The sequence below is a fragment of the Flavobacterium xizangense genome (assembly GCF_054075145.1).
Map to the genome: position 1 here is coordinate 49,746 of NZ_JBSIPG010000012.1, position 12,968 is coordinate 62,713.

The window sequence follows — 12,968 nt, forward strand, 5'->3', positions numbered from 1 at the left end:
CTAATTAATAAATGTATTCTTCCTTATTAGCCATCATTTCGTTGTAATCGTCTTTAGATCCTACGATAGTGTTATCATATTCTCTCATACCAGTTCCCGCAGGAATTCTGTGACCAACAATTACATTTTCTTTTAATCCTTCTAGATCATCTACTTTACCAGCTACTGCAGCTTCGTTAAGTACTTTCGTTGTCTCCTGGAATGAAGCCGCAGAAATGAATGATTTAGTTTGTAACGAAGCTCTTGTAATACCTTGAAGAACTGGCGTTGCAGTTGCAGTAATTACATCTCTTGCTACAACAAGATTTTTATCTGTACGTTTCAATAATGAATTTTCATCACGTAATTCACGAGGTGTAATGATCTGACCTGGTTTTAATACTGAAGAATCTCCAGCATCTTCAACCACTTTCATACCATACAATTTATCGTTTTGAACGATAAAATCTTTAGTATGAATTAATTGATCTTCTAGGAATAATGTATCTCCTGGATCCTGAACTCTTACTTTACGCATCATTTGACGAATAACTACCTCAAAGTGCTTGTCATTGATTTTTACCCCTTGTAAACGGTAAACCTCTTGAATTTCATTTACCAAGTACTGTTGAACAGCAGCTGGACCTTGAATTCTTAAGATATCATCTGGTGTAATTGCACCGTCAGACAATGGAACTCCCGCTCTTACGAAGTCATTTTCTTGTACTAAGATTTGGCTAGAAAGTTTAACTAAATACTTTTTAATCTCACCAAATTTAGATTCGATAACGATCTCACGGTTGCCTCTTTTGATTTTTCCGAAAGATACAACACCATCAATTTCAGATACAACTGCTGGATTTGAAGGGTTACGAGCCTCTAAAAGCTCAGTAATTCTTGGTAAACCTCCCGTGATATCGCCCGCTTTAGAAGAACGACGTGGGATTTTTACTAATACTTTACCTGCTTTAATTTTCTCACCGTTTTCAACCATTAAGTGTGCACCTACTGGTAAATTGTAAGAACGAATCAATTCACCTTCTTTACCGTAAACTAATAAAGTTGGGATTAATTTTTTGTTTCTAGCCTCAGAAATTACTTTTTCCTGGAAACCAGTCTGCTCATCGATCTCAACCATGAACGACTGTCCTTGCTCTAAATCCTCGTAAGCAATCTTACCAGTAAACTCAGAAACAATTACACCATTATATGGATCCCATTTACAGATTACAGTTCCTTTAGCAACAGTATCTCCATCATTAACAAAAATACTAGATCCGTAAGGAATGTTATGCGTATTTAAAACGATTCCCGTTTTCTCATCAACTAATTTTAATTCAGTTGAACGTGAAACTACGATGTCAACAGAGTTTCCTTCTCCGTCTTCTCCTTTAACTGTTTTTAAATCTTCAATTTCAAGTCTACCTGCAAATCTTGTAACAATACTAGACTCCTCAGAGATACCTCCAGCAACCCCTCCAACGTGGAAAGTACGAAGTGTCAACTGTGTACCTGGCTCTCCAATAGACTGAGCTGCAATAACTCCGACAGCTTCACCTCTTTGTGTCATCTTACCAGTAGCTAAGTTTCTACCGTAACATTTAGCACAAATACCTTTTAAAGCCTCACAAGTTAATGGAGATCTAACTTCTACTTTCTCAATTGGAGAAGCTTCGATAGTTCTCATAATTGATTCTGTAATTTGCTCTCCAGATTTAACCATTACTTCGTTGGTAAGAGGATTAATAACGTCTTGTAATGCTACACGTCCTAAAATTCTCTCTCCTAAAGATTCAACGATTTCCTCATTTTTCTTTAATGCTGCAACTTCAACACCTCTTAAAGTTCCGCAATCTTCAATGTTAACAATAACATCTTGAGAAACATCATGAAGTCTTCTTGTCAAGTAACCAGCATCGGCCGTTTTAAGAGCCGTATCCGCAAGACCTTTACGAGCACCGTGAGTAGAAATAAAGTACTCAAGAATCGAAAGACCTTCCTTAAAGTTAGAAAGAATCGGGTTTTCAATAATCTCACCACCACCAGCAGTAGATTTTTTAGGCTTAGCCATCAAACCACGCATACCAGTTAACTGACGAATCTGCTCCTTAGAACCCCTCGCCCCAGAGTCAAGCATCATATATACAGAGTTGAAACCTTGTTGGTCTTCCCTAATATTTTTCATTGCTAGTTCTGTTAACTGAGCATTTGCTGAAGTCCATACGTCAATAACTTGGTTGTAACGCTCGTTATTTGTAATAAGACCCATGTTATAGTTAGTTGAGATACCTTCAACTTGCTCTCTAGCATCTGCAATTAACTTCGTTTTTTGTTCTGGAATTCTAATATCACCTAAAGAGAATGATAAACCTCCTCTAAATGCGAATTTATACCCCATATCTTTCATATTATCCAAGAAAGCTGCCGTTGTAGGTACATCAGTCACACTTAAAATATGTCCGATAATATCTCTAAGGTTTTTCTTAGTCAATACGTCATTAATATATCCGGCTGCTTCAGGTACTACTTCGTTAAATAATACACGTCCTGCAGTTGTTTGAATAATTTTGTACACTAATTCTCCAGCCTCATTAAAATCTTTTGCTCTAATTTTAACACGAGCATTTAATTCTAATCTTCCTTCGTTTAATGCAATATTTACTTCTTCAGCAGAATAGAAAGTCAAATCCTGACCTAAAATTTTGTGATCTTCTGTAGAAATACGCTCTTTAGTCATATAATATAGTCCCAAGACCATGTCCTGAGAAGGTACCGTAATTGGAGCACCATTTGCAGGGTTAAGAATATTGTGAGAAGCCAACATTAATAATTGTGCCTCTAAAATAGCCTCTGGTCCTAATGGTAAGTGAACCGCCATCTGGTCACCATCGAAATCGGCGTTGAAAGCCGTACATACTAATGGGTGCAACTGGATCGCTTTCCCTTCAATTAATTTTGGCTGGAAAGCCTGAATACCAAGTCTGTGCAAAGTAGGAGCACGGTTTAGTAATACTGGGTGTCCTTTAATTACGTTTTCTAAAATATCCCAAACTACCGGCTCTTTTTTGTCAATAATTTTCTTAGCAGATTTTACTGTTTTTACAATACCTCTTTCGATCAATTTACGGATCACGAAAGGTTTGTATAACTCAGATGCCATATCTTTTGGCAATCCGCATTCGAATAATTTTAATTCAGGACCAACAACAATTACCGAACGAGCAGAATAATCCACACGTTTTCCAAGTAAGTTTTGACGGAAACGTCCTTGCTTACCTTTTAAAGAATCAGATAATGATTTTAATGGTCTGTTAGATTCTGTTTTAACAGCAGAAGCTTTACGAGTGTTATCAAATAATGAATCCACAGATTCTTGTAACATACGTTTCTCGTTTCTTAAGATAACTTCTGGAGCTTTAATCTCCATTAATCTTTTCAAACGGTTGTTACGGATGATTACACGACGATATAAATCGTTCAAATCTGAAGTTGCAAAACGACCTCCATCAAGTGGTACAAGCGGACGTAATTCTGGTGGGATAACTGGAACCACTTTCATAATCATCCATTCTGGACGGTTTTCACGGTTTTCGTTAGACTCACGGAAAGACTCAACAACTTGTAATCTTTTTAAAGCTTCAGTTTTACGTTGTTTAGATGTCTCATTGTTAGCGCTGTGTCTTAATTCATAAGATAAAGCATCTAAGTCAATACGAGCTAATAAATCCATAATACATTCTGCTCCCATTTTGGCAACAAATTTATTAGGATCTAAATCATCTAAATATTGGTTTTCTTGTGGAAGGGTATCTAAAATATTTAAGTATTCTTCTTCAGTTAAGAAATCTAATCTTTGTAAAGATTCTCCATCTGCATTTTTAGCGATACCAGCCTGGATTACCACGTATCTTTCGTAGTAAATAATCATATCTAATTTCTTAGATGGAAGACCAAGGATATAACCAATTTTGTTTGGAAGAGAACGGAAATACCAGATATGAGCAATTGGCACAACAAGGTTGATGTGTCCTACTCTATCACGACGTACTTTTTTCTCAGTAACTTCAACACCACAACGGTCACAGATGATGCCTTTGTAACGAATTCTTTTATACTTACCACAAGCACATTCGAAATCTTTTACTGGTCCGAAGATTCTTTCGCAGAAAAGTCCGTCACGCTCTGGTTTGTGCGTTCTATAGTTAATAGTTTCTGGCTTTAAAACCTCTCCTCTTGATTCTTTCAAGATAGATTCTGGTGAAGCCAATCCAATAGAAATTTTGTTAAATCTTTTTACTGGATTCTTATCTTTATTGTTTCTGTTATTCATCATAGTTTTTACTATTGATTTATTTGCAATTAAAAAATTGAATTTAGATTTATAATCTACTCTTAAAAAAATAAGAGTTAATCATTCAGCTACTACCTCGGGTTACTTCTCTAAACCTCAAAATTAAATTTGAAGTGCTAGTTATAAAATGCATTGCATTGCTATAAAAAATCGGAACGGTTTACGGGTATAAATCTTTAAAAACTTGTAACATTTAGTAAACAGTCTCAGTCCCAGTTTTCAGTGCTAAACTGAATACTGAGACTGTGACTAGAAACTTTTTATTTATTCTTCCAAACGAAGATCTAAACCTAGACCTTTCAATTCGTGCATTAATACATTGAATGATTCTGGTAAACCTGGTTCTGGCATAGTCTCTCCCTTAACGATAGCTTCGTAAGTTTTAGCTCTACCAATAACGTCATCAGACTTAACAGTTAAGATTTCACGTAGCGTACTAGAAGCTCCATAAGCCTCAAGTGCCCAAACCTCCATCTCTCCAAAACGCTGACCTCCAAATTGAGCTTTACCTCCAAGTGGCTGTTGCGTAATCAATGAGTATGGTCCAATAGAACGTGCGTGCATCTTATCATCAACCATGTGCCCTAATTTAAGCATATAAATTACACCCACAGTCGCTTTTTGTGCAAAACGCTCTCCAGTTCCACCATCATAAAGATAAGTATGTCCAAAACGCGGTACGTTAGCCTCATCAGTCAAAGCATTGATTTCGTCAAGAGAAGCACCGTCGAAAATTGGAGTAGCAAATTTTCTACCCAAGTTCATACCAGCCCATCCAAGAACAGTCTCATAAATCTGACCAATGTTCATACGTGAAGGTACCCCAAGTGGATTTAATACGATATCTACCGGTGTTCCATCTTCTAAGAAAGGCATATCTTCATGACGAACGATTCTTGCAACAATACCTTTGTTACCGTGACGTCCTGCCATTTTATCACCAACTTTTAACTTACGTTTTTTAGCGATATAGATTTTAGCCAATTTCAAGATTCCAGATGGTAATTCATCTCCAACTGTAATAGTAAATTTCTCTCTTCTTAAAGCCCCTTGTAAGTCGTTAAGCTTAATTTTATAGTTATGAATTAAATCATTAACCATTTTATTTGTAGCATCATCAGCAACCCATTGACCTTTACTTAAGTGAGCAAAATCCTCTACTGCATAAAGCATTTTTTGAGTATATTTTTTACCTTTTGGTAAAACTTCTTCACCCAAATCATTCATTACACCTTGAGATGTTTTTCCATTAACGATCAAGAATAATTTCTCCACTAATCTGTCTTTTAATTCAACAAATTTAGTTTCGAATTCCATTTCTAAAGCGCCTAAAGCATCTTTATCCTGAGTACGTTTACGTTTATCTTTTACGGCTCTTGCAAATAATTTTTTGTCAAGAACTACACCGTGTAAAGATGGAGACGCTTTTAATGAAGCATCTTTTACATCACCTGCTTTATCCCCGAAGATTGCACGAAGCAATTTCTCTTCCGGAGTAGGATCTGATTCTCCTTTTGGTGTAATTTTTCCAATCAAAATGTCGCCAGGTTTAACCTCTGCTCCAATTCTGATCATACCGTTTTCATCTAAATCTTTAGTAGCTTCTTCTGAAACGTTAGGAATATCGTTTGTTAACTCTTCATTTCCTAACTTAGTATCTCTAACCTCTAATGAATAATCATCAACGTGGATAGATGTAAAAATATCATCACGAACTACTTTTTCAGAAATTACAATCGCATCCTCGAAGTTGTACCCTTTCCATGGCATGAACGCAACTTTTAAGTTTCTACCTAAAGCTAATTCACCATTTTGAGTAGCATATCCTTCTGATAATACTTGTCCAGGAATAACTCTATCACCTTTTCTTACGATTGGTTTCAAGTTAATACTTGTACCTTGATTGGTTTTTCTAAATTTAATAAGGTTGTATGTTTTCTCATCAGCATCAAAACTAACCATTCTCTCGTCTTCTGTACGATCGTATTTAATAGTAATGATATTTGCATCTACATATTCAACAGTTCCATGCCCTTCAGCATTGATTAATACTCTTGAATCTGAAGCTACTTGACGCTCTAAACCTGTACCTACGATTGGTGCTTCAGGACGAATCAAAGGAACTGCCTGACGCATCATGTTTGATCCCATCAACGCACGGTTCGCATCATCATGCTCCAAGAAAGGAATCAATGACGCAGAAATCGATGCAATCTGGTTAGGAGCAACGTCTGTATAATGCACTGATGTTGGTTCAACAACTGGGAAATCACCCTCTTCACGAGCAATAACATTACTAGCTGTAATTTTACCTGAAGCATCCATTTCAATGTTGGCCTGAGCAATCATTTTACCTTCTTCTTCTTCAGCACTTAAGTAAACTGGAGTACTTTCTAAATCAACTACACCATTAGTTACTTTACGGTATGGAGTTTCAATGAATCCCATTCCATTAACTTTTGCATAAACACCAAGAGATGAAATCAAACCAATGTTTGGCCCCTCAGGAGTTTCAATCGGACATAAACGACCATAGTGAGTATAGTGAACGTCACGAACCTCGAAACCAGCTCTCTCTCTCGAAAGTCCACCTGGTCCAAGTGCAGAAAGTCTTCTTTTATGCGTAATCTCAGCTAATGGATTCGTTTGATCCATAAATTGAGATAACTGGTTAGTACCAAAGAAAGAGTTGATAACTGATGATAATGTTTTAGCATTGATCAAATCAATTGGTGTAAACACCTCGTTATCTCTAACGTTCATTCTCTCACGAATAGTTCTAGCCATACGTGCCAAACCAACACCGAATTGTTGAGACAATTGTTCTCCAACTGTTCTAACACGACGGTTTGATAAGTGATCAATATCATCAATCTCTGCTTTAGAGTTGATCAATTCAATCAAATATTTTACGATTGTAATGATATCCTCTTTGGTAAGCACTTGCTTATCCATAGGGATATCTAAATCTAATTTTTTGTTCATTCTGTAACGACCAACTTCACCTAAGTTATAACGTTGATCAGAGAAGAACAATTTATCTATAATACCACGAGCAGTTTCCTCATCAGGCGGTTCAGCGTTACGCAACTGACGGTAAATGTGCTCTACAGCTTCTTTTTCAGAGTTTGTTGGATCTTTTTGTAACGTGTTGTGGATAATAGCATAATCTGCTTGATTGTTATCCTCTTTGTGTAACAAAATAGATTTTACGTTAGAATCGATGATCTCTTCAACATTATCTTTGTCGATAATTGTATCACGATCAAGGATGATTTCGTTACGTTCAATAGAAACTACTTCTCCAGTATCTTCATCCACGAAATCCTCGTGCCAAGTGTTCAAAACACGTGCAGCAAGTCTTCTTCCAATATATTTCTTTATACCCGTCTTAGAAACTTTAATTTCTTCTGCTAAGTCGAAAATTTCAAGGATATCCTTATCTCTTTCGAAACCAATAGCACGGAATAAAGTTGTTACAGGTAATTTTTTCTTTCTATCGATATATGCGTACATTACGCTATTAATATCAGTAGAGAATTCTATCCAAGAACCTTTAAAAGGAATTACTCTTGCAGAATAAAGTTTAGTTCCATTTGCGTGGAATGACTGTCCAAAGAAAACCCCAGGAGAACGGTGTAATTGTGATACTACAACACGCTCGGCACCATTGATTACAAAAGTACCACTTGGAGTCATGTAAGGTATTGTTCCAAGATAAACATCTTGTACAATTGTTTCAAAATCTTCGTGTTCTGGATCTGTACAGTATAGTTTTAACCTAGCTTTTAAAGGCACACTATAAGTAAGACCTCTCTCTATACATTCTTGAATTGTATAACGTGGCGGATCAACAAAATAATCTAGGAATTCCAATACAAAGTTATTTCTTGTATCTGTAATTGGGAAGTTTTCCATAAAGGTATTGTATAACCCTTCGTTGCCTCTTTCGTCAGATTTCGTTTCTAATTGGAAGAAATCTTTAAAAGATTTAACCTGAACATCCAAGAAATCCGGATAGTCAGGAATGTTTTTTGTAGAGGCAAAATTCAATCTTTCAGTCTGATTTGTTATCATCAATGGACAAAATTTTGATTAAAAAAAAGTAATTTTTTTGTGTAAAAACACACTGCTTAGTTTATACTTTCTTTTTAAAATCAATACATCTTTAAAAATAAACCGATTAAATTCAGTTCAATTTTCTTTCTTCGTATTGATCAAAAACTTTTTCGTATTTTAAACTATTTGATAATAAAATTTAATGTATTTTATTATACGAAAAATGGTTTAGGCCTTTGAGTGTTAACTCAGGACCTAAACCTAGTTCTTAAAACCGAGTTGAATTATTTTAATTCAACTACAGCTCCAGCTTCTTCTAATGCTTTTTTAAGACCTTCAGCCTCTTCTTTAGAAACACCTTCTTTAACGTTACTTGGAGCTCCGTCAACTACATCTTTAGCTTCTTTAAGACCTAAACCTGTAAGTTCTTTTACTAATTTAACAACTGCTAATTTAGAAGCACCAGCCTCTTTTAATACAACTGTAAATTCAGTTTGTGCTTCTTCAGCAGCACCTTCTCCACCACCAGCAGCAACTACTACAGCTGCAGCAGCAGGCTCGATACCATACTCGTCTTTTAATATTGTTGCTAATTCGTTAACTTCTTTAACTGTTAAGTTAACTAATTGTTCTGCGAATTGTTTCAAATCTGCCATTTTTTCTATCGTTTAAAATGATTTGTAAAAATATAATTTAATTATTGTGCGCTAATTAAGCAGTAAGGAAGTAAACTTCCCTACATTTAAAATTACTCTGCTCCTTCTTCGCTTCCTGCGAATTTGTTTTGTAAAGCAGAAATAATTCTTTGAGCTGGAGATTGTAATAATCCAATGATTTCTCCAATAAGCTCTTCTTTAGATTTAATTGTAGCTAATGCATCTAATTGATTATCTCCAATATATACTTCAGAGTTGATGTAAGCTCCTTTTAAAACTGGTTTATCAGATTTCTTACGGAAATCTTTGATAATTTTTCCAGGTGCATTTGCAACATCAGAAATAAAGATAGCACTGTTACCAGTTAAAACTGTTGGTAAATCACCATAATCATTAGTAGAAGCTTCCATTGCTTTTGCAAGCAAAGTATTCTTTACTACTTCTAATTTGATACCAGCTTTAAAACAAGCTCTACGTAAGTTTGAAGTTGTCTCTGCGTTTAAACCAGAAATATCAGATACATAAATGATATTTGTACCAGCTAACTGCGCAGTTAAATTTTCAATCGCGATTGATTTTTCTTCTCTAGTCATACTAAAAATTTTTAACTACCAATTATACTGCCTTTGGGTCTAATGCAATAGCAGGACTCATAGTGCTTGTAAGGTGAATACCTTTAATGTATGTACCTTTAGCAGCAGTTGGTTTAAGTTTTATTAATGTTTGAATAATTTCGTGTGCGTTGTCAACAATTTGCTCAGCTCCAAAAGAAACTTTACCAATTCCTGCGTGAACGATACCAGTTTTATCAACTTTAAAGTCAATTTTACCAGCTTTAACCTCTTGAACAGCTTTTGCAACATCCATAGTTACAGTACCTGTTTTAGGGTTTGGCATTAATCCTCTAGGTCCTAAAATACGACCTAATGGACCTAATTTACCCATTACAGCTGGCATTGTGATGATAACATCAACATCTGTCCAACCATCTTTAATTTTTTGAAGGTAATCGTCAAGACCAACGTGATCTGCTCCAGCCTCTCTTGCTTCAGCTTCTTTATCTGGAGTAACCAATGCTAATACTTTAACATCTTTTCCTGTTCCGTGAGGTAAAGTTACCACACCTCTTACCATTTGATTCGCTTTTCTAGGATCTACTCCTAAACGAACTGCGATATCAACAGACTCATCAAATTTTGCAGAAGCAACAACTTTCAATAATGCCGCAGCATCTTTTAGAGAGTATAATTTGTTCTTTTCAATTTTTGAAGCAGCCTCTTTTTGCTTTTTTGTTAATTTTGCCATGTCTTTTTCTTAATTAAAAAGGAGCATCTCCTGATACAGTTATACCCATAGATCTAGCTGTTCCAGCAACCATACTCATAGCTTTTTCAATTGTAAAAGCATTTAAGTCCGGCATTTTGTCTTCAGCAATAGTTCTAATTTGTTCCCAAGTAACGCTAGCTACTTTTTTACGATTAGGCTCACCAGAACCAGATTTTAGCTTTGCAGCTTCCATTAACTGAACTGCTGCTGGAGGAGTCTTAACAACAAAATCAAATGATTTGTCTTTGTACACAGTGATTTGCACTGGACAAATTTTGCCAGGTTTATCCTGAGTTCTAGCATTAAATTGCTTACAAAACTCCATGATATTAACCCCAGCAGCTCCTAAAGCAGGTCCAACCGGTGGCGACGGATTCGCAGCACCTCCCTTAACTTGTAGTTTAACTACCTTACTAATTTCTTTAGCCATTTTTAAAAAATTTAACACTGCAATCAATGGAAGCGATTACAATGGTTTATTATAGTGTAACAAAAAATTATACTTTTTCTACTTGCATAAAACTTAATTCTAATGGTGTTTTTCTACCGAAAATCTTAACCATAACTTCAAGTTTACGCTTTTCTTCATTGATTTTTTCAACCGTACCATTAAATCCGTTAAAAGGACCATCGATCACTTTTACAGTTTCACCTAGACTGAAAGGAATTGAACGAGTATCAGTATTAACTGCTAACTCATCGACTTTTCCTAACATACGATTTACTTCAGATAACCTCAAAGGAACAGGTTCCCCACCTTTGATCTCTCCTAAAAAACCAATTACACTTGTAATAGACTTAATAATATGAGGTATCTCACCAACTAAGTTAGCTTCAATCATAACATATCCAGGGAAATAAACTTTATCCTTAGACATTTTTTTCCCTTCTTTTACAGTAACCACTTTTTCAGTAGGAACTAAAACTTGGGAAACATAATCCTCCATCCCTAGTCTGGCAATCTCAGTTTCAATGTAAGCTTTAACCTTATTCTCTTGACCGCTTACAGCTCTAACTACATACCATTTTTTCACATTATTATCTGCCATCACAAAAAAATTATCCTTTTAACCAGTTAAAAAATCCAGCCAAAGCTTTTGCAAAAAATTCGTCTACTCCCCATGTTGCCAAAGCGAAAAGAATCGAAAATACAGCCACAACAATTGTCAATTTTTGAACCTCAGCCCATGCTGGCCAAGTAACATTTGACTTTAACTCCTCGAAAGCCTCTGATAAATAATTAGTAACTTTTGTCATTTGATATATTTTTTATTGCACGGGCGGAGGGATTCGAACCCCCATCAACGGTTTTGGAGACCGCTATTCTACCCTTGAACTACGCCCGTAATTAAAGCCAGTTGATTTTCTATACCGAAATATCAACTGGCTTTTATTTATTTATAGAATTACTCTACGATTTCAGTAACCTGACCAGCACCAACTGTTCTACCACCTTCACGGATAGCGAAACGTAAACCTACGTTCATAGCGATTGGGCTTAATAAAGCAACTTCAATAGTTAAGTTATCACCTGGCATTACCATCTCTACACCTGCTGGTAAAGAAATAACCCCTGTTACGTCAGTTGTACGTACGTAGAACTGTGGACGGTAGTTATTATGGAATGGAGTGTGACGTCCACCTTCTTCTTTTTTCAAGATATAAACCTCAGCTTTGAATTTAGCGTGTGGTTTTACTGAACCTGGCTTAATAATAACCATACCTCTTTTGATATCAGCTTTATCAATACCTCTTAACAATAAACCTACGTTATCTCCAGCTTCACCTCTGTCAAGGATTTTACGGAACATCTCAACTCCTGTAATAGTAGAAGTTAATTTTTCAGCTCCCATACCAATGATTTCAACAGGATCTCCAGTGTTAGCAACTCCAGTTTCGATACGACCTGTAGCAACAGTTCCACGACCTGTAATTGTAAATACGTCCTCAACTGGCATCAAGAATGGCTTAGCTACGTCACGCACTGGCTCTTCGATCCAAGCATCAACAGCTTCCATTAATTCAATAATTTTAGGAACCCAAGCAGGATCATTATTCAATCCTCCTAAAGCAGAACCTTGAACTACAGGACCATTATCTCCATCATATTCGTAGAAAGATAATAAATCTCTAATTTCCATTTCAACAAGCTCTAATAACTCAGCATCATCAACCATATCCACTTTGTTCATGAAAACAACGATTCTTGGAATACCTACCTGACGTCCTAAAAGGATGTGCTCACGAGTTTGTGGCATTGGACCATCTGTAGCAGCTACTACTAAGATAGCTCCATCCATTTGAGCAGCACCAGTAACCATGTTCTTTACGTAATCCGCGTGACCTGGACAGTCAACGTGAGCATAGTGACGGTTAGCTGTTTCATACTCTACGTGCGATGTATTAATAGTAATACCTCTTTCTTTCTCCTCTGGAGCGTTATCGATTTGATCAAACGATTTTGCTTGACAGTAACCAGCATCAGATAATACTTTTGTAATTGCTGCAGTTAATGTAGTTTTTCCGTGATCCACGTGTCCAATTGTACCTATGTTTAAGTGCGGTTTGGAACGATTAAAATTCTCCTTTGCCATTTT

The 12,968-nt window shown here is 36.1% G+C and carries 9 protein-coding genes and 1 tRNA gene; all 10 read right to left on the reverse strand.

Translation table 11 applies throughout. The features are described 5' to 3' along the window. Nucleotides 1-4 precede the first annotated feature (4 nt). Nucleotides 5-4,312 carry a DNA-directed RNA polymerase subunit beta' gene (gene rpoC / locus ACWA1B_RS19480; protein WP_456909832.1) on the reverse strand — a complete coding sequence of 1,436 codons (4,308 nt, stop codon included), beginning with the start codon at nucleotides 4,310-4,312 and terminating at the stop codon, nucleotides 5-7. 282 nt (nucleotides 4,313-4,594) lie between these two features. After that, nucleotides 4,595-8,407 (reverse strand): DNA-directed RNA polymerase subunit beta, encoded by a 3,813-nt coding sequence (rpoB, locus tag ACWA1B_RS19485; RefSeq protein WP_456909834.1) that lies wholly within the window; start codon nucleotides 8,405-8,407, stop codon nucleotides 4,595-4,597. Nucleotides 8,408-8,673: 266 nt separating this feature from the next. Next, complete coding sequence (gene rplL / locus ACWA1B_RS19490; RefSeq protein WP_026730429.1) at nucleotides 8,674-9,045, reverse strand: 50S ribosomal protein L7/L12; 372 nt, start codon at nucleotides 9,043-9,045, stop codon at nucleotides 8,674-8,676. 92 nt (nucleotides 9,046-9,137) lie between these two features. Further along, a complete protein-coding gene (gene rplJ / locus ACWA1B_RS19495; RefSeq protein ID WP_026730430.1) occupies nucleotides 9,138-9,638 on the reverse strand; it encodes a 50S ribosomal protein L10 in 501 nt (166 codons plus the stop codon). Between the two features lie 22 nt (nucleotides 9,639-9,660). Beyond that, nucleotides 9,661-10,350: a 50S ribosomal protein L1 gene (gene rplA / locus ACWA1B_RS19500; RefSeq protein WP_012024013.1), complete on the reverse strand. Its 690-nt coding sequence runs from the start codon at nucleotides 10,348-10,350 to the stop codon at nucleotides 9,661-9,663. A gap of 13 nt (nucleotides 10,351-10,363) precedes the next feature. Beyond that, nucleotides 10,364-10,801: a 50S ribosomal protein L11 gene (rplK, locus tag ACWA1B_RS19505; protein ID WP_008466923.1), complete on the reverse strand. Its 438-nt coding sequence runs from the start codon at nucleotides 10,799-10,801 to the stop codon at nucleotides 10,364-10,366. A gap of 67 nt (nucleotides 10,802-10,868) precedes the next feature. Beyond that, nucleotides 10,869-11,420 (reverse strand): transcription termination/antitermination protein NusG, encoded by a 552-nt coding sequence (gene nusG, locus ACWA1B_RS19510; protein ID WP_012024012.1) that lies wholly within the window; start codon nucleotides 11,418-11,420, stop codon nucleotides 10,869-10,871. A gap of 10 nt (nucleotides 11,421-11,430) precedes the next feature. Then, nucleotides 11,431-11,628, reverse strand: coding sequence for a preprotein translocase subunit SecE (gene secE, locus ACWA1B_RS19515; RefSeq protein WP_008466927.1), 198 nt, complete (start codon nucleotides 11,626-11,628; stop codon nucleotides 11,431-11,433). Nucleotides 11,629-11,646: 18 nt separating this feature from the next. Further along, nucleotides 11,647-11,717, reverse strand: a tRNA-Trp gene (locus tag ACWA1B_RS19520). 60 nt (nucleotides 11,718-11,777) lie between these two features. Continuing rightward, nucleotides 11,778-12,965: an elongation factor Tu gene (gene tuf, locus ACWA1B_RS19525; protein WP_057123935.1), complete on the reverse strand. Its 1,188-nt coding sequence runs from the start codon at nucleotides 12,963-12,965 to the stop codon at nucleotides 11,778-11,780. Nucleotides 12,966-12,968: the final 3 nt, after the last annotated feature.

Excerpts from the sequence above, each read along its gene's own strand:
- rpoC (WP_456909832.1), bottom strand. The coding sequence starts at position 4,312 with ATGATGAATAACAGAAACAATAAAGATAAGAATCCAGTAAAAAGATTT.
- rpoB (WP_456909834.1), bottom strand. The coding sequence starts at position 8,407 with ATGATAACAAATCAGACTGAAAGATTGAATTTTGCCTCTACAAAAAAC.
- rplL (WP_026730429.1), bottom strand. The coding sequence starts at position 9,045 with ATGGCAGATTTGAAACAATTCGCAGAACAATTAGTTAACTTAACAGTT.
- rplJ (WP_026730430.1), bottom strand. The coding sequence starts at position 9,638 with ATGACTAGAGAAGAAAAATCAATCGCGATTGAAAATTTAACTGCGCAG.
- rplA (WP_012024013.1), bottom strand. The coding sequence starts at position 10,350 with ATGGCAAAATTAACAAAAAAGCAAAAAGAGGCTGCTTCAAAAATTGAA.
- rplK (WP_008466923.1), bottom strand. The coding sequence starts at position 10,801 with ATGGCTAAAGAAATTAGTAAGGTAGTTAAACTACAAGTTAAGGGAGGT.
- nusG (WP_012024012.1), bottom strand. The coding sequence starts at position 11,420 with ATGGCAGATAATAATGTGAAAAAATGGTATGTAGTTAGAGCTGTAAGC.
- secE (WP_008466927.1), bottom strand. The coding sequence starts at position 11,628 with ATGACAAAAGTTACTAATTATTTATCAGAGGCTTTCGAGGAGTTAAAG.
- tuf (WP_057123935.1), bottom strand. The coding sequence starts at position 12,965 with ATGGCAAAGGAGAATTTTAATCGTTCCAAACCGCACTTAAACATAGGT.